This is a genomic window from Candidatus Levibacter sp. Uisw_134_01 (assembly GCF_047717795.1).
Taxonomy (GTDB): Bacteria; Pseudomonadota; Alphaproteobacteria; order Puniceispirillales; family Marisalimonadaceae; genus Marisalimonas.
The window spans coordinates 699417-716991 of record NZ_CP159808.1 but is presented as its reverse complement, the minus strand read 5'-3'; the positions used below and the strand labels follow the sequence as shown (position 1 = coordinate 716991).

Genomic DNA, 17575 nt, shown 5'->3' with positions numbered 1-17575 from the left:
TTTGTTCTTATTTTATTCTTATTGTATTCAATTTTAATTATTCGTCTTTGTAAACGCGTTCATTCTTTTCATGGCGTTCTTGAGCTTGGACACTCAAAGAGGCTATTGGTCTTGCTTTTAATCTGCCTAAACCTATGGGCTCACCTGTATCTTCACAATAACCATAAGTTTTTAAGTCAATCCTTCTCAGAGCTGAATCAATTTTACTTATAAGTTTTCTTTCTCTATCACGCGTTCTTAATTGAATTGAAGCACTCGATTCTACCTGGGCTCTATCTGCAATATCTGGTCTTTGAAGACCCTCTGAAGACAAATTGTCTTTGGTGTCCATAGCTTCTTCTAGTAATTCAGATTTCCAACTTAATAGCCTTTGTCTAAAAAATTCTAATTGATTATCGTTCATAAACTCCTCTTGATCATTAGGAGAATAATTTTCAGGTAAAACAATTTCAGTACCTAAAACCCCGCCTCTATTTGCACCGTTTGCAAAAGTTATTTTTTTTTTTGTAGATTTATTTTTAGTTGAATTCACGAACTGACATCCAATATAGTTGAAATATTATTTTTTTATATTTGAACTTCAAAAAAGTGCAAGTAGGAAAATAAAAATAAATGTTAAAATGATTGAATTATTTGCGTTTGAGACTATTTATATATTATTTAATGGTCATTACTGCGTGCAATAAATTGAACTATCTCAATAAATTTGAAAATTCTATTAATAAACTAAAAGCTGAAGGTAGGTATAGAGTATTTAATGAAACTCAAAGGAAAGTTGGCTTGCACCCATTGGCAATTTGGAACAACAATACAATTAAATCTGACATAACTGTTTGGTGTTCTAATGACTATTTAGGTATGAGCCAAAATACACATATTACCAACACGATGATAGATGCAGTAAGAGAAATGGGCACTGGCTCAGGCGGTACACGAAATATTTCTGGCAATAGCAGCGCAATTGTCGAGTTAGAAAAAGAGTTAGCTATTTTACATGAAAAAGAAAGAGCAATCACATTTTCTTCTGGATACGTTGCTAATGAAGCAACTATAAGCACTTTGCTTCAAATTTTAGGTGATGCTATTGTTTTTTCTGACGAAAAAAACCACGCTTCAATAATTTCTGGAATAAAAAAATCAAAGGTTCATAAGGAAATATTTAAACATAACGATTTAGAAGAACTTGAGAAATCAATAAAAAAATATCCATATGACAAAGCAAAAGTTATAATTTTTGAATCTGTATATTCAATGGATGGTGATATTGGAAATTTAGAAGGTATAGTAAAAATTGCAAAAAAATATAATGCAATGACATATGTTGATGAAGTTCACGCGGTAGGTATGTATGGAAATAAAGGAGCCGGCATTTCAGAACAATTGGGTTTAAGTCATTCTATTGATATTTTACAAGGAACCTTAGGCAAAGCTTATGGCACAATGGGTGGGTATGTTGCTTCAACTAACTTGATATGCGATGCGATTAGAAGTTATGCTAGTGGCTTTATTTTTACAACGGCAATGCCACCCGCCCTTGCTAAAACAGCTACTGAATCAATTAAATACCTTAAAGAATCTAGCTTAGAAAGGTCTATGCAACAAAAGAACGTAATTTTATTAAAAGAAAAGCTGAGAAGTAATAATATTAATTTTCTAAACAATAAAAGTCACATCGTTCCAGTCATGGTAAATGATCCAATAAGATGCACAGAAATTAGTAATATTCTTTTAAATAATTTTGGGCATTACATACAACCCATTAACTACCCAACAGTTTCAGCAGGCACAGAAAGACTTAGGATTACTCCAGGTCCATTACATACAGAAAAAATGATTTCTGATTTAGTTTTTGCTCTTAAAAAGGCTTTTCAAGAAACAGAACATATCAATTTTAAAAAACCAGCTTAAAATTAATTACCAAGGGCAGTATAGTGGCTATAATAAAAAAACCTTCAGATCACCCTTATTTTCCTTTGAAGCCTAAAATAGGTGTATTGTTAGTAAATTTAGGCACTCCTGATGGAACTGATTACTGGTCCATGAGGAAGTATTTAAAACAATTCTTAATGGATAGAAGAGTTGTAGACATCTTTAAACCACTTTGGTGGTTAATATTAAACGGACCAATACTTACTTTTAGGCCTTCAAAATCTGGAAAAGCATATCAAAAAATATGGGACAAGGATAATTACGGTTCACCTCTAAGAAAACATACTATTAACCAAACTAAAAAATTACAGGAACTTTTTAAACAAGATAAACAAATTATAATTGAACATGCCATGAGATATGGGAAACCTGAAATTGACAAAACTCTTTATAAAATGAAAGAAAATGGATGTACTAAAATCGTTCTGATGCCTTTATATCCTCAATATGCAGCAAGTACATCCGCAACTGTGAAAGATGAAGTTTTTAAGTGGTTATTAGTGCAACGATGGCAACCAGATATAAGGACTATTCCGCCATGGTTTGATGATAGCAATTATATTAAAGCACTTGCAAATACAATTAAAGATAATCTCAAAAACAAAATCAAGCCTGACATGTTACTTATATCATTTCATGGAATACCGAAAAGGTATTTTATGGCCGGTGATCCATATCATTGTCACTGCATCAAAACAGCTAGATTATTAAGGGAAGAACTTAAATGGCCTGAAGATGAAATTTTAGTAACTTTTCAATCTAGATTTGGTCCTGAACCTTGGTTACAACCTTATACAGATAAAACTATTATAGATCTTGCCAAAAATGGAATAAAAAATATAGCTGTTGTAGCACCAGGATTTATATCTGATTGTCTAGAGACACTTGAAGAATTAAATGTAGAAGCTAGGGAATTGTTTATTGAAAATGGAGGGCAAAATTTTGAATACATACCTTGCCTAAATGATAATAAACACTCAATAAAGCTATTAAATCAAATTATAAAAACAAACCTTTTAGGCTGGGTTGAATAAGAAGTTTAACCCTACAAAAAAGTAAAAGTTATTTACAATTTAATATTTAAGGATTATAAGAAGTTTCTTATTAAGCGGGTATTGTGTAGTGGTAAGACCTTAGCCTTCCAAGCTAATGACGCGAGTTCGATTCTCGCTACCCGCTCCATAAAAAATTAAACAGATATTTATTTAAAAAAATCAAACATTATATTTCATCTTCTTATTTTGTAGAAATAAAGTTAACGAAACACTTAAAATTATTATTAAACCACCTAATATAGTATATAGAGATGGTATATTATTATACCAAATAAAATCTAGCAGTATTGATATTGGAGGAATTAAATAAAGAAATAATGATGCTTTATTCGCTCCATAATGTCCAACTGTATACGTCCAAGTTAAATAACCGATTGTTGTAGGAAATAATGCCAACCAAAGAAAAGCTATTCTTACTTCATTAGTTGAATTAATTACAAATCCAAACATTTCTGGAAACCAAAAAAGCATAGGGATTGTTCCTAATAAGATAGTATAAGCTGCAGATGTTATTGCGCCATAAATTAATACCAAAGGTTTTAAAATATGGAAATAAGTTGCTGTTAATGTAGCTGCAAATAAAATTAAAGTAGCTCCACTACCTAATTCTAATCCACCCTCTTGATCAATCGAAATTATACTCACTCCTAACAAACAAAAAGTAATACCTAACCAATGGATTATTGTTACTTTTTGTTTTAATATAAAAAAGCCAATTAAAGCTGTAAATAATGGATTACAATTAACAATAAAACTACTAGCACCAGCAGAAACACTTTGTTGACCATAATTTAAAAACACATTGTACAAAAATATTCCTATAAAACCTGCTATTAAAAAACGAATGGCATGTTTTAATGTTATTTTTTTTTTATGACTATACAAACACCATATTAATGATATTAATGCAGCTAAAGAAAATCTACCAGCGCCTAATACTAAAGGGCTAGCTGTTTCTAACAAATATGACATAACCGGAAAAGAAGAACCCCAAAAAAATACTGTAGAAAAAACTGCCAAAATGGGAGTAATATTTTTCATAACTTTTCTAATTGATCAAAGGTCTAATTATAAGGGACGGATAACTTTCCTAAAACATTGTATTTTAATAAAAGTTTTTTTACAAATCCATTTTCAACATTGTTTTTTATAAAGTTATTTATAAAATTTTCAGCTTCAATATTTCCAGGTTTACTTCCAATACATTGGTTAATAAAAGTAAATGCCTCAGGCAAAATCTTACAATCTTCTGTTTTTTTTAAATCATCAACTAATTTAGGCCTTAATCCAGCTAGAACTTCATATTTATTCTCTTCAAAAATTAAAAAAGATTCATCTATTGATTTTGCTCTTATCAATTTAGCCTTTTTAATATTCTCAGTTAACCAAAGATCATAAGCACTTCTTTCAGCCACAGCTATTCTGATGCCTTCCTGATCTATATTTTTAATGTTTTTAATATTAAGACTTTCTCTAACCAAATAAGTTGATTCAATTAACGTATAAGGTAAGCTGAATGAAATTGATTTAGCTCTTTCAGCTTCATTTGCAATATTTCCTATATCCCAAACATCTTCTGAAACTGCATCAGCTAATTCCCCTGGCCTGTTAAATGAAATTAATTTAAGTTCAACTCCTAATTTATTTGCTAAAGCTTTAGCCATGTCTGGAGAAACCCCTTGAGGGTTACCATATCCATCTTGACCTGTAACTAATAAAAAATTACTTAAATTTATAGCTGCCCTAAGATATCCTTTAGGTGCAAGCTGTTTTAATACTAAGTTAGACAATTTAATCCTTTTCAATAAATTAGTTCATATTTTTTGATATTCTTTCATACAATTCTAGTAACTCTAATTTAATATATAACTTACCTATGATTTATTTTTATGATTAAAAATTAGGCATATATGATTAAATAAACTCAATAAATATGCATTATTTTGGATTTTTTTTCAAAGTAATTTAAAAGTTAATTGTCTTTTAGGGGGTATTTATGAATATAAATTTTAAGTTATATGTTTTAGCGCTATTTAGAAAGCTGTATCTAATTGTCTTTTTAAGCTTTACTTCTTTTCCAGCGTTTGCTGATGTAAATAATGGTGACACTGCATGGATTTTAACTTCCACTGCTCTTGTTTTATTCATGACACTCCCAGGTTTAGCTTTATTTTATGCTGGTCTTGTAAATTCTAAAAACGTTGTATCAGTTTTAATGCAACACTTTGCGGTAGCTTGTGTAGTATCTATTATTTGGGTTACATTAGGTTATAGCTTAGCATTTTCTTCAGGCAATGCATGGATTGGGGATTTAAGCAATATTTTTATGAAATCAATCGACTTAGAAAGTATTTCAGGCACTATACCAGAAAGTCTTTTTGCAACATTTCAAATGACTTTTGCTATTATCACTCCAGCTTTGATTATAGGAGCTTTCGTTGAAAGGATAAAATTTTCAGCCATGCTAATATTTATAAGCCTGTGGATGTTAATTGTATATGTTCCAGTAACACATTGGGTTTGGGGAGGTGGAATATTATCCTCATGGGGTACAATGGACTTTGCTGGAGGAATTGTTGTACATGCAACCGCTGGAACTGCCGCATTAATTACAGCTTTAACTCTTGGTAAAAGAAGAGGTTTCCCTAAATCTATAACTCCTCCTCATAGCCCTATTCTTACTATGATTGGCGCTGCTATGCTTTGGGTGGGTTGGTTCGGTTTTAACGCAGGATCTGCTTTGGGAGCTAATGGTGGTGCTGGGATGGCTATGTTAGTAACCCATATTTCTGCATCAATGGCAGCTCTAGTTTGGATGTTTATTGAATGGAAAAGGTTTGGAAAACCATCTTTAATTGGTGTAGTTACTGGGATGGTAGCAGGTTTAGCTACAGTTACACCCGCATCTGGTTATATTGGAATACCAGGTGGTTTAGTTTTAGGTTTTAGTGGGGGATTGCTATGTTATCTAGCCGTTGACTACATAAGAGGTAAACTTTTAATTGACGATAGCTTAGACGTTTTTGCTGTGCATGGTGTAGGAGGTATATTAGGTACATTATTAGTCGCATTTCTTGCCACATCAACTTTTTCAGGTTTAGGTCTTCCAGAAGGTCAAACAGCTATGTCTCAATTTGTAGTTCAAATCAAAGCTGTAGTTTTGACAGTTATTTGGACATCTATTTTTACATATCTAATTCTAAAAGTAACATCTTTAATAGTTCCTCTTAGAGTTGATGAACAAGAAGAAATAGAGGGTTTAGACTTGCGCTCCCATGGTGAAAAAGGATATCATTCAGATTAAGGATAATTAAAATGAAATATTTCATTGCTATAATAAAGCCCTTTAAACTTGACGATGTAAGAAACGCATTAACTGAAATTGGTGTTGAGGGCTTAACCGCTTCAGAAGTTCGTGGCTTTGGGCGACAACGAGGGCAAACAGAAATATATAGAGGTGCCGAGTATAGCGTTTCATTTGTTCCTAAGCTAAAAATAGAAATTGCTGTTCCAGATGAAATGGAAAACGCGGTTCATGAAGCTTTGTTGCAAAGTGCTTCAACTGGCCAGATTGGGGATGGTAAGATATTTGTTTTAGATCTACATAGTGCTACAAGAATACGAACTGGTGAAACAGAAAACAACGCTTTATAAAATCATTATGTCCACTCTTGTATGACTGAAGTATCTTTTTCTATGTTTAAGTGTTTTACTTTTATGTGTTTATATAGTTCTTTATCTGATAATTGTTGAAAAGCCCAAACTGCAGCCCCCCTTACTATGAAAGATTTATCATCCATTAATAATTTAATAATATCTGGTAATAAATTTTTATTATTACTATTTCCTGCAGATATACAACAATTTCTTAAAAATCTATCTCTTCCTATTCTCTTTATTGGAGAACCTTTAAATTTTACTCTAAAGGTTTTATCGCAAAGTTTTAATAAGTCATGGAGATCAAAGTTATACATTTCATGATTGAATTTAGTCTCATTGGATAATTTTGCATATTTGTTCCAAGGACAAATCGCTAAACAATCGTCACACCCAAATATTTTATTACCAATATCTTTCCTGAACTCCTTTGGAATAATATTTTTATTTTCAATAGTTAAGTATGAAATACATTTAGTTGCATTTAATTTATAGGGCGCGTCAAACGCATTAGTAGGGCATATTTTGATACATTGATTACAAGATCCACAATGATTAGCCTCTGGATTGTCATATTGAAAAACTTTATTTACTAAAATAACGCCTAAAAACAACCAGGAACCAAATTCTCTTGACACTAAATTAGTATGTTTGCCTTGCCATCCGATACCTGATTTCTCAGCTAAGGGTTTTTCCATTAAAGGAGCCGTATCAACAAAAACCTTAACATTTATTTTATTTTTTTTATCTAGTCTGGCAATTAATTTGCTTGAAAATGACTTTAATCTTCCTTTTATTACATCATGATAGTCTTTTCCCTGAGCATAGACAGAAATGTTTCCTAATGATTTATTATTATTTTTTTTTAAAGGATCAGCACCAGGTCCATAATTTAAACCTAAAACAATGGCTGACTTAGCTTCTGACCAAAGATTTATTGGAGATTTTCTTCTTTCATAAGTTTCTTCCATCCATTTCATTTCTCCATGAAACCCTAGATCTAAAAACTCTTTTAATCTAAGCTCTGTTGTCAGTTTTAATTTAGGATCTGTTACTCTGCAGACGTCAAACTCAAACTCTTTAGCTAATTTTTTAATTAATATATTTTCATTATTGTTCTTCATTTAATATCGCCGGAGTAATATTTTTCTAAAAATATTTTTTCAAATTTATTAAATTCTCTGAGCTTTATAGAATTTCTTATATTTTTCATCAACGTTATGTAAAAATGAATATTATGCCAACTTAACAACATCAAACCTAAAATCTCTTGAGCTTTAAAAAGATGATGTAAGTAAGCTCTTGAAAAGTTTTTACACGTATGACAATCACAATTATTATCTAATGGTCTTTTATCCAAAATATGCCTAGCGTTTTTTATATTTACTGTTCCTCTTGAAGTAAAAGCTTGACCCGTTCTACCCGATCTAGTTGGCAAAACACAATCAAACATATCAACACCCCTTTTAACTGCTCCTATCAAATCATCTGGCTTTCCTACACCCATCAAATATCTAGGTTTATCTAAAGGCATATTTTTAGTTGTAAAATCTAATGTCTTAAACATTAGTTCTTGACCTTCTCCAACAGCTAACCCTCCAATTGCATATCCATCAAAACCAATTTCAACTAATTTTTTTGAGGATAATTCTCTTAAATCTGAGTATGTTGATCCTTGAACAATTCCAAATTGTCCATAACCTTTTCTTTCTTCAAAAGCATCTCTACTTTTAAGAGCCCATTCCAAAGATAATTTCATTGCACGTTCAGATTCTTCGTATGAGGCTGGAAAAGGAATGCATTCATCTAACTGCATTGAAATAGTTGCATCAAGTGCATTTTGAATATCAGTGCTAATTTTAGGTGAGAGAAAATACTTTGTTCCATCTAAATGTGATTTAAAGGTTACTCCTTCGTTTTCTACTTTTCTTAACTTTCCTAAGCTCATGATTTGAAAACCACCTGAATCAGTTAGAAGAGGTTTATTCCATCCCATAAATTTCCTAACACCCCCCATTTCCTTTATATTTTTTTCACCTGGCCTTAACATTAAATGGTAAGTATTAGCTAAAATAATTTGGGCGCCTGCTTCTTCTACATCTTTTAAATGCATCGCCTTTACAGTGGCAGCTGTTCCAACCGGCATAAAAATAGGGGTGTCAACAATTCCGTGGGCTGTGGTCAACTTACCTAAACGTGCGTTTTTATCTTGCGAAATTAATTGAAAGTTAAAGTTATTTGTCATATTTTTGATTTTCCTTCGAAAAAATACAACTATCTCCATATGAAAAGAATCTATATTTCTGTCTTATTGCATATTCATAACTTTTAAACACTCTTTTACGTCCATGAAAAGCAGATATTAGCATTAATAAAGTTGATTTAGGCAAATGAAAGTTTGTTATTAAAATATCAACTATATTAAATTTAAACCCAGGAGTTATAAAAAGATCTGTAAAACCTGACCAAGGAATTATTTTTCCTTTATTTTTTTTTGCAATTGTTTCTAAAACTCTTAAACAAGTAGTGCCCACAGAGATAATCCGTTTGTTATTTTGTATTGCATTATTTAATATGTCAGAACTCTTCTGGCTTAGTGAACACCACTCTTCATGCATTTTATGTTCTAATATATTATCAGATTTAACTGGTAAGAAAGTTCCAGCTCCTACGTGCAGCGTAATAGGTGCAAATTGAACTCCTTTATTTTCTAAATTCTTGATTACATTATCTGTGAAGTGAAGTCCTGCAGTTGGAGCGGCCACAGCCCCTTGATGAGCTGCAAAAATAGTTTGATAATCTTTTATATCCTCAATTGATTTCTCATGCCTTTTTATGTAAGGGGGTAGCGGCATTTCTCCTTGATTTTTTATTTCAACTAACAAATTTTCTTTGTGGCAATTAAAGTCTAAAAGAACATCACCCGCCTCAAACTTTTCAATTATATTTGCCTTTAAATTATTCTGAAAAATTAACTCATCATTAACTTGGCATTTTCTACCAGGTTTTAGAAAAGCTCTCCAACGGTTTTTATCTATATTTAAATGGAGGGTGACTTCAATGTTTACTTGATCTCTTTTTCCAAATAAGCGAGATGGTATTACTTCAGTATTATTTATTACCAAAACATCGTCAGAATTTAAAAGCATTGGTAAATCTTTAAATTTAAGGTCTTGAAAATCGTTATTTAAACATGATAACAAACGTGATTCATCTCTAGGAAAACAAGGTTTTTGTGCAATCAAACTAGAATCTATTTCATAGTCAAAAAGAGATATATCCATCAAAAATAATTAATTATTCAAATATTTGAATAACTCCTACAACCTCATCAATTTTATTTTTTACAACTAAGCATTGAACTTTTGCTTCTCTCATTCTTGTTTCTGCTAATTGTAAATTATCCGATTCTATTGCTGTCAAAGGATTTTTATTCATTAGATCATTTGCTTTAAGATTAGAAAAATTACTATTGTCTATTAAGGCCCTTCTTATATCTCCATCTGTGATAACTCCATACAATTTCTCTTTAGAACCGACCAAGGCTAGACCTAAACGACCTTCTGTCATTTTAATTAAAACATCTTGAACATTAGATTCTTTATTAACAAACGGTAAGTTGACTTGTTTCATTTCATCCTTCACGTTTGAAAGAAGTCTTCTTCCTAAGGCTCCTCCTGGATGAGTTAATGCAAAATCTTCTTGTTTAAAATTTTTACGCTCCATTAACCCTACAGCTAAAGCATCTCCTAATACCATTGTTATCATTGTAGATGTTGTAGGCGCTAAATTTAAGGGACATGCCTCTCTGTCTACCGACATATCTAAAATTATATCAGCATTTGAGGCTAAAGTAGATTGTATTACACCAGTCAGAGCAATAATAGTAACGTTTAATCTTTTCAAAGCAGGTATAAGAGCTAAAATTTCACCTGTTTCCCCAGAATAAGAAATTAATAACACAACAGAATTTTTTTGAACTTTACCTAAATCACCATGAATTGCTTCAGCAGGATGAAGAAAAATACTTGGTGTACCAGTAGAAGCTAAAGTTGCAGATATTTTTCTTCCAACAAGACCTGACTTTCCCATACCACAAACAATGATATGTTCCGACGTTTCATTCATAACGGTGACAGCAGAAACAAACTCTTGCCCTAACATTTTTTCAAATCTTTCTATAGCTAATTTATAAGCTTGTGTTAATATTAGTGCTGTTTCTATTGCTTTCATTTAAATCACCATTTATTGTCAAAATGTTTTAACTTGTAATTGATTAAAATACCACAAAAAGGGTTAATTCTGTGAAAATTCATTTTAGTATAGCTATAAACAAAAAAGCAAAATTAGCATCAACAGAACTGATTCGTCTATATGGTCAAGCTGAACTAGCTAAAGCTGAAGTTATAGTAGCAGTTGGTGGGGATGGAGCTATGCTGTCTGCAATGAGAGAAAGTATAAACTTTAATATACCAGTTTTTGGTTTGAACAGAGGTAATATTGGCTTTTTAATGAATGATTTTCATGAATTAAATCTTATTAAAAGATTAAAGGATTCTAACGAGATAATCGTTCATCCTTTAGAAATGATCGCAATAGACTCAAAGAATAACAAATTTATTGAACTAGCAATAAATGAAGTATCAATCTTTAGAAGGACTCATCAAAGCGCTAAAATTTCAATTAAAATAGATGGCACTGAAAGACTAAATGAACTTACATGCGATGGAGTAATGTTAGCGACTCCTGTTGGCTCAACCGCCTATAATTTATCAGCTCATGGTCCAATTCTACCTATTGGGTCAGAAATTTTGGCTTTGACACCAATTAGCCCTTTCAGACCAAGAAGATGGAGAGGTGCTTTAATTAAAAATGGCTCTAATGTAGAGTTTAATATTATTAACCCCAAATTAAGGCCAGTTAGTGCTAGTGCTGATTCTAAAGAAGTTAAAAATATAGAAAAAGTGTTGATCTCCCAAAGAAATGACATTGATTTGAGAATTCTTTACGACAAAACTAACAGTATGGAAGATAAGTATTTAAAAGAGCAATTTTCAATAGGTTAAACTAATCTGATTTCTCTTGCTGTCTCATCCACATTTCTGCGTATAGACCATTCTTTTGTAAAAGCTCTTTATGTGTTCCTTGTTCTGCAATCTTTCCATTTTCTAAAACTATAATTTTGTTAGCATCAATCACCGTTGAAAGCCTATGAGCAATTACTAAGGTAGTATTTTTATTTGACAATTTTTTTAGTGATTTTTCGATTAATTTTTCTGTTTTAGTATCTAAAGCTGAAGTGGCTTCATCAAAGATAAATATTTTAGGGTTTTTAAGAAGAGCTCTTGCTATTGCCACTCTTTGTTTTTCACCTCCAGATAATTTCAGTCCTCTTTCACCAACAACAGTTTCATATCCTAATTCTAAATCAGCTATAAATTTATCAATAGATGATAACTTAGCTACATTTTCAATTTCAATCATTGTAGAACCTGGTTTAGAGTAAGATATATTATATTTGAGTGTGTCATTGAACATCACAGTATCTTGAGGAACAACGCCTATATTTGATCTTAAAGAACTTTGAGTTACATCTCTTAAACACTGATCATCTATATATATATTTCCTGAAGATGGATCATAAAATCTAAATATCAGCTTTGATATCGTAGATTTTCCTGCTCCTGTAGGTCCTACTATTGCAATTTTATGACCTGGGTTTACAACAAAACTTAAGTCTTTTAATATTTTCCTATTACCATACGAAAAACTGATATTTTTAAATTCAATTTTTCCACTATGAACATTTAAATCGTAGGCTTTTTGTTTATCTATTATATCTGGTTTTTCATCAACTAAGGCAAACATTCTTCCCATATCTAACAAAGACTGTCTAATTTCTCTATATACAAAACCTAAGAAGTTTAGAGGTAAGTACAATTGTAACAGAAAAGTATTTACAACAACAAAGTCTCCAATCGACATCTTTTCACTTGCTATATCTTCACCTGCCATACCCATAATTATGAAAAGTCCTAGTGCTATAATACCTCCTTGACCGATATTTACTATTGATAATGATGCTCTAGCTTTAACAGCTGAATCTTCATATAATTTCATAGCAGCATCAAATCTTTCAGCTTCCACTATTTCTGCATTAAAATATTTGACTGTTTCATAATTAAGGAGACTATCTATTGCTTTTGTAGATGCATTTTCATCAGCAATATTCATTTTGCGTCTAATTGCAATTCTCCATTCTGTAACTTTAATTGTATAAACAATGTAAACTAGAACTGTTGAGACAGTAACTGCTGCATAAACAAAACCAAATGTAACCCATAAAACAATTCCAACAGTAAATAATTCAACTATGACAGGAACTATTTCAAACGCTGTAAACCTTAATAGGAACTCTATTCCTTTTGCTCCTCTATCAATTGCTCTAGTTAATCCTCCAGTTTGTCTATTTAAATGAAAAGTTAAAGACAAACTATGCATATGTTTAAACGCTTTTAAAGCAGCTCCTCTGACAGCTCTTTGCGCGACCCTTGCGAAAACAAATTCTTTAGCTTCATCAAAAAAAACCTGGCCTAACCTAGCTAATGCATAAGATCCAATAACTAACCATAATAAGTTTAAGTCTACTAATTTTCCTTCAGCAACTAAATCTACGGCTTTTCCATATAAAAAAGGAGTATAAACACTTACTAAAGTTGCTAAAGATAAGAAAATCAAGGCTAGAATAATTCTTATAGGCATTTCCTTATTACCTCTAGGAATAACAAATCTAATAAGCTCTTGAAGAGTTTTTAATGGAGTTAATATTTTATCGTTCGAAGAAAACGCTTCGGCATTTTTCATTTAATGAAATCCATAATTATTTATTTGAGTTATTCAGCTACAGTAAAACTTTCACCACAACCACATCTAGCAATTTCGTTTGGATTAGAAAAATCGAAACCTGAACTAAATTTCTCTTCTTTATAATCCATTTCAGATCCAATTAAGAACATAATTGCAGCAGGATCAATGCAAATTACAATATCTTTAGATACAATTTTTTCTTCAAAAGGTTTTATTTCTGTTGCATATTCAACATTGTATTTCATTCCAGAACATCCCGCAGTCTTAATACCGATTCTAAGGCCTATCACTTCTGAATTAGCATCATTCATAAGATTTTTAACTCTATTCGCTGCTGCATCTGTTAAGGTTAATAATGGCTTAATTTCATTCATTATTAAATACTCCTATTATATCAATAGATTTCAAGTGCCATTTTGGCATCTTCACTCATCCTGTCTTTAGTCCAAGCAGGTTCCCAAACAAGTTCGACATTAATCAAGCCAACATCAGGAATTTTTGCAATTGTATCAGCTACTTGCCCAGGCATTTCACCAGCAACTGGACATCCAGGCGCCGTAAGTGACATTTTTATATTGATATCATTAGCTGCTAGTAATTTAATATCATAAATTAATCCTAGATCATATATATTTACAGGTATTTCAGGGTCAAAAATTGTTTCTAGTGCATTAATAACCTGAAATAATTCAATTTTCTTTTTAAAATCTTTGTTTTTTTTACCTGCCGTTGCTGTAAAAGGGGCATGTGGATTGCTAGAAGGATGATGCGGCATAAAGGCAGAAAGTGGAAGTTTTTCAGTTTCATTCATATTAGACACCAAATATCTTTTTAACTTTAGTAAGTGCTTCCCCCAATTTATCAAAATCTTGATTTGATGAATAGGCACCTACTGAAGCCCTTGTGGTAGAAACTAAGTTGAAAGCATCCATTAGAGGCTGGGCACAATGATGACCTGCTCTAACAGCTACTCCTTCTCTATCAATAATAGTTGCTATGTCATGTGAATGAGCACAGTCCATAGTAAAAGATATCACGCCTGTTTTATTTGGCGCTGTTCCAAATATATTTACACCCTGAATAGAAGTTAAAATGGACATTCCATATGAAATTACATTTTTTTCGTGCTTTCCTATTCTATCAATATCAGTCTCAACCACCCAATCTATAGCTTCACCAAGTGCAATTGCTTCAACTATAGGTGGTGTTCCCGCTTCGAATCTAAGTGGAGGATCTGCATAGGTTGATTGATTTATTTTAACAATATCAATCATATCTCCACCACCTAGAAAAGGTGGCATTTCTTCTAATATTTCATACTTTCCATACAAAACTCCAATGCCAGTTGGTCCATATAATTTATGACCTGAGAAACAATAAAAATCACAACCTAATTTTTTAACATCAACTGTTCCATGAATGATACCCTGGCATCCATCAACCACACTAATGGCTCCACATTCTTTAGCTATTTTACATAATTCTTTAACAGGAAAAACAGTTCCTAGGACATTTGAAACATGAGGAAAGGCAATAATTTTTGTCTTATCTGTTACTAATTTTTTGATAATTTCTGCATCAAAATCTTCTTCGGGATTAACTTGAGCAGCAATGATTTTAGCCCCTTTTTGCTGAGCGATAAGTTGCCATGGTACAATATTGGCGTGGTGTTCAGCAATTGTAATAATTATTTCATCTCCAGCAGAAATATTTTTTAATCCCCAACTATAGGCTACCAAATTAATTGCAGCTGTTGCACCAGACGTAAAAACTATTTCTTTTTCACTACAATTAATAAACTTTGATATTTTTAATCTTGCTCCTTCATAATTTGAAGTTGCCTCTTCTGATAATTTATGAAGACCTCTATGTACATTTGAATAACTAAAAGAATAGTTATTATTTATAGCGTCTAATACCTTTTGAGGTTTTTGCATAGATGCTGCAGAATCTAAATAAATAAGAGGCTTATCCCAAATTTTTCTATTTAAAACTGGAAATTGTGCTTTTATTTTTTCTAAATCATATTGCATTTTATACAAATTCTTCTATTTTATCTTTTAAGATTGATGACAAAGCAGATTGAGCTTCATTAAAAATAAAATCATGTAATGTTTCTTCAACAGATTCACTTATAATATCTAATAGAAAAGCTTTAATAAGGATTAACCTAGCTTTATCCTTGGTAATACCTCTGCTATTTAAATAAAAAAGTTGATCATCATCTAACTCTCCAACAGTAGTACCATGAGCACAAACAACATCATCAGCATAAATTTCAAGTTCCGGTTTTGCATTTGCGCTAGCCTTGTCAGAAATTAAAATAGCCTTACTCATTTGTTGACCATCTGTTTTTTGGGCATTTGGAGCAACTTTTACTTTACCTTGGAAAACCCCAGTTGATTCTCCACCTAAGACACCTCTGACTATCTGTTTAGAAATGCATTCTTCAACATTGTGATATATTGCAGTTGTTAGATCATGATGTTGTTTGTTGCCTGATATATAAACACCATTAAGATTTAATTTTGCATTTGTGCCATTTAAATAAGCATGAGTTTCCGAACGTGTGAACTGACTACCTTTAATAAGTGAAAAAGAGTTTAAAAGAGATTTATGAGACATAATAATACAATGTGCTGCTAAATTGTAAGATTCGTGACTATCATCAAAAACTTTAATAGAATTCAAAGACGCATAATCCTTTATCTCTATTAATTGTAAAGGCATTATTAAAGAACCTATATGATTAAAACGTTCAATTATAGATAAACTACTATTTTCATTTAATTCTACAAACAAAACTGGATGAACAGATGAACTTTCAACACCACCTTCAAAATGAATCTCAAGTAATTCTTCAATTTTAGCATTTTTATCTACACTTAATTTAACAATTGAAGGAGTGCATGATAAAGAAGCGTTAGCTGAAGGATGGTTTTTTAAGTTACTATTTTTAATTTTCGATAAGAAAGTTAAGCTCTCAGATTCATTTAGTTCACTTAAAGAAACACCTTTTGGTAAATTTGAAGACATATCCTTTCTAAATGCACCATTTATAAACTTTATAGTATTTGACCCAACAACATTAAGCTTAGACATAATAGGTTCTTGAGCATCTAGTGAAATTGGTTCTATTTTTTTTCTAGATAGCGAACCTAATCTACTCAACCTCCAGGTTTCTTCTAATGGATCAGGCCAACTTTTAAAGTCTTTTCCAGCTAACTTTCTAAAGCTATTATCATCAAAATTCTGAATATAATTATTTACAGAGGTGATATAATTATCTTTTATATTATGCAGCATTTATCATCCCTGCATAACCATTTTTTTCAACTTCAAGAGCTAATTCTGGTCCACCTGATTTAATGATTACTCCTTCAGATAAAATATGAACAAAATCTGGCACTATATAATCTAATAATCTTTGATAATGCGTAATAACTACTATAGCATTATCATCACTCCTTTGGGCGTTTACTCCATCAGAAACGATTTTTAGAGCATCAACATCTAATCCAGAATCAGTTTCGTCTAAAATAGAAACTTTAGGTTTAAGCATAGCCATTTGTAAAATTTCAAATTTCTTTTTTTCGCCACCAGAAAAGCCAACATTTACTGCTCTTTTTAGCATTTCATCTTTAACAAACATTTTTGATGCTTCTTTTCTTGCTTCCTTTACAAAAGCTAAGTGGTCAAACTCCTCTTGCCCTATAAACTTTCTTCTAGAATTGACAGCTTCTCTTAAAAAACTCATTGCACCAACTCCTGGAAGTTCAACAGGATATTGAAATGCTAAAAACAAACCAGATCTTGCTCTTTCATCAGCAGACATGTCTGACAATGATTGTCCATCTAATAATATCTCACCCGATTCTAATTCATATCCATCTCTTCCTGATAACATATAAGATAAGGTACTTTTCCCTGATCCATTAGGCCCCATAATTGCATGAACTTCTCCAGAGTTTATAGATAGAGAAACACCATTAAGAATATTTTTATTATCTAATTTTAAGCAAGCATTTTTTATTTCAAGTAAAGACATTATTTTTCCATTTTGTTTA

18 protein-coding genes and 1 tRNA gene are annotated in these 17575 nt (G+C 31.6%); 6 read left to right on the top strand and 13 right to left on the bottom strand.

What is annotated here, in order from left to right; all coding sequences use genetic code 11:
- Nucleotides 1-37: 37 nt before the first annotated feature.
- On the bottom strand, nucleotides 38-403 hold the full coding sequence (gene dksA, locus ABXT66_RS03880) for an RNA polymerase-binding protein DksA (RefSeq protein WP_443644722.1): 366 nt from the start codon (nucleotides 401-403) through the stop codon (nucleotides 38-40).
- A gap of 284 nt (nucleotides 404-687) precedes the next feature.
- On the opposite strand from dksA, the gene hemA reads away from it, so the two are divergent.
- The 3 genes from hemA to ABXT66_RS03865 all read left to right on the top strand — a co-directional run bounded on the left by hemA (nucleotide 688) and on the right by ABXT66_RS03865 (nucleotide 3111).
- Complete coding sequence (gene hemA, locus ABXT66_RS03875; protein ID WP_443644347.1) at nucleotides 688-1908, top strand: 5-aminolevulinate synthase; 1221 nt, start codon at nucleotides 688-690, stop codon at nucleotides 1906-1908.
- A gap of 23 nt (nucleotides 1909-1931) precedes the next feature.
- A complete protein-coding gene (hemH, locus tag ABXT66_RS03870) occupies nucleotides 1932-2963 on the top strand; it encodes a ferrochelatase (protein WP_443644346.1) in 1032 nt (343 codons plus the stop codon).
- Between the two features lie 74 nt (nucleotides 2964-3037).
- Nucleotides 3038-3111 (top strand) — tRNA-Gly (locus tag ABXT66_RS03865).
- 32 nt (nucleotides 3112-3143) lie between these two features.
- On the opposite strand, the gene ABXT66_RS03860 is transcribed toward ABXT66_RS03865, so the two are convergent.
- Nucleotides 3144-4025 (bottom strand): DMT family transporter, encoded by an 882-nt coding sequence (locus ABXT66_RS03860; RefSeq protein WP_443644345.1) that lies wholly within the window; start codon nucleotides 4023-4025, stop codon nucleotides 3144-3146.
- 23 nt (nucleotides 4026-4048) lie between these two features.
- Nucleotides 4049-4774 (bottom strand): transporter substrate-binding domain-containing protein, encoded by a 726-nt coding sequence (locus ABXT66_RS03855; protein ID WP_443644344.1) that lies wholly within the window; start codon nucleotides 4772-4774, stop codon nucleotides 4049-4051.
- A gap of 206 nt (nucleotides 4775-4980) precedes the next feature.
- On the opposite strand from ABXT66_RS03855, the gene ABXT66_RS03850 reads away from it, so the two are divergent.
- Together ABXT66_RS03850 and ABXT66_RS03845 are read left to right on the top strand one after the other, a co-directional pair.
- The gene (locus ABXT66_RS03850; protein WP_443644343.1) at nucleotides 4981-6288 is read left to right on the top strand and encodes an ammonium transporter; all 1308 of its coding nucleotides are present in this window, start codon (nucleotides 4981-4983) and stop codon (nucleotides 6286-6288) included.
- Between the two features lie 11 nt (nucleotides 6289-6299).
- Entirely contained in the window at nucleotides 6300-6638 is a 339-nt protein-coding gene (locus ABXT66_RS03845) for a P-II family nitrogen regulator (RefSeq protein ID WP_443644342.1), read from the top strand.
- Between the two features lie 5 nt (nucleotides 6639-6643).
- Here ABXT66_RS03845 and queG read toward each other — a convergent pair whose 3' ends face one another.
- Genes queG through ABXT66_RS03825 form a run of 4 tightly spaced genes read right to left on the bottom strand, consistent with a single transcriptional unit; the run spans nucleotide 6644 to nucleotide 10874 of the window.
- Complete coding sequence (gene queG / locus ABXT66_RS03840) at nucleotides 6644-7765, bottom strand: tRNA epoxyqueuosine(34) reductase QueG (protein ID WP_443644341.1); 1122 nt, start codon at nucleotides 7763-7765, stop codon at nucleotides 6644-6646.
- Nucleotides 7762-8886 carry a tRNA guanosine(34) transglycosylase Tgt gene (gene tgt / locus ABXT66_RS03835; protein ID WP_443644340.1) on the bottom strand — a complete coding sequence of 375 codons (1125 nt, stop codon included), beginning with the start codon at nucleotides 8884-8886 and terminating at the stop codon, nucleotides 7762-7764. Before tgt ends, queG begins: the two co-directional genes overlap by 4 nt.
- Nucleotides 8876-9925: a tRNA preQ1(34) S-adenosylmethionine ribosyltransferase-isomerase QueA gene (queA, locus tag ABXT66_RS03830; protein ID WP_443644339.1), complete on the bottom strand. Its 1050-nt coding sequence runs from the start codon at nucleotides 9923-9925 to the stop codon at nucleotides 8876-8878. Before queA ends, tgt begins: the two co-directional genes overlap by 11 nt.
- Nucleotides 9926-9938: 13 nt before the next feature.
- A complete protein-coding gene (locus ABXT66_RS03825; protein WP_443644338.1) occupies nucleotides 9939-10874 on the bottom strand; it encodes a KpsF/GutQ family sugar-phosphate isomerase in 936 nt (311 codons plus the stop codon).
- Between the two features lie 71 nt (nucleotides 10875-10945).
- Between ABXT66_RS03825 and ABXT66_RS03820 the strand changes: the two genes are divergently transcribed.
- Nucleotides 10946-11707, top strand: a complete 762-nt coding sequence (locus tag ABXT66_RS03820; protein WP_443644337.1) for an NAD kinase — start codon at nucleotides 10946-10948, stop codon at nucleotides 11705-11707.
- 1 nt (nucleotide 11708) lies between these two features.
- Here the strand turns inward: ABXT66_RS03820 and ABXT66_RS03815 are convergent, their stop codons facing one another.
- Genes ABXT66_RS03815 through sufC form a run of 6 tightly spaced genes read right to left on the bottom strand, consistent with a single transcriptional unit; the run spans nucleotide 11709 to nucleotide 17556 of the window.
- Nucleotides 11709-13505: an ABCB family ABC transporter ATP-binding protein/permease gene (locus tag ABXT66_RS03815; RefSeq protein ID WP_443644336.1), complete on the bottom strand. Its 1797-nt coding sequence runs from the start codon at nucleotides 13503-13505 to the stop codon at nucleotides 11709-11711.
- Nucleotides 13506-13534: 29 nt separating this feature from the next.
- Nucleotides 13535-13885 carry a HesB/IscA family protein gene (locus tag ABXT66_RS03810; protein WP_443644721.1) on the bottom strand — a complete coding sequence of 117 codons (351 nt, stop codon included), beginning with the start codon at nucleotides 13883-13885 and terminating at the stop codon, nucleotides 13535-13537.
- 17 nt (nucleotides 13886-13902) lie between these two features.
- Complete coding sequence (locus ABXT66_RS03805) at nucleotides 13903-14319, bottom strand: iron-sulfur cluster assembly protein (RefSeq protein ID WP_443644335.1); 417 nt, start codon at nucleotides 14317-14319, stop codon at nucleotides 13903-13905.
- A gap of 1 nt (nucleotide 14320) precedes the next feature.
- Nucleotides 14321-15541: a SufS family cysteine desulfurase gene (locus ABXT66_RS03800; RefSeq protein WP_443644334.1), complete on the bottom strand. Its 1221-nt coding sequence runs from the start codon at nucleotides 15539-15541 to the stop codon at nucleotides 14321-14323.
- Between the two features lies 1 nt (nucleotide 15542).
- On the bottom strand, nucleotides 15543-16814 hold the full coding sequence (gene sufD, locus ABXT66_RS03795; RefSeq protein ID WP_443644333.1) for a Fe-S cluster assembly protein SufD: 1272 nt from the start codon (nucleotides 16812-16814) through the stop codon (nucleotides 15543-15545).
- Nucleotides 16804-17556, bottom strand: a complete 753-nt coding sequence (sufC, locus tag ABXT66_RS03790) for a Fe-S cluster assembly ATPase SufC (protein ID WP_443644332.1) — start codon at nucleotides 17554-17556, stop codon at nucleotides 16804-16806. The genes sufD and sufC overlap by 11 nt, the downstream gene beginning before the upstream one ends.
- Nucleotides 17557-17575: the final 19 nt, after the last annotated feature.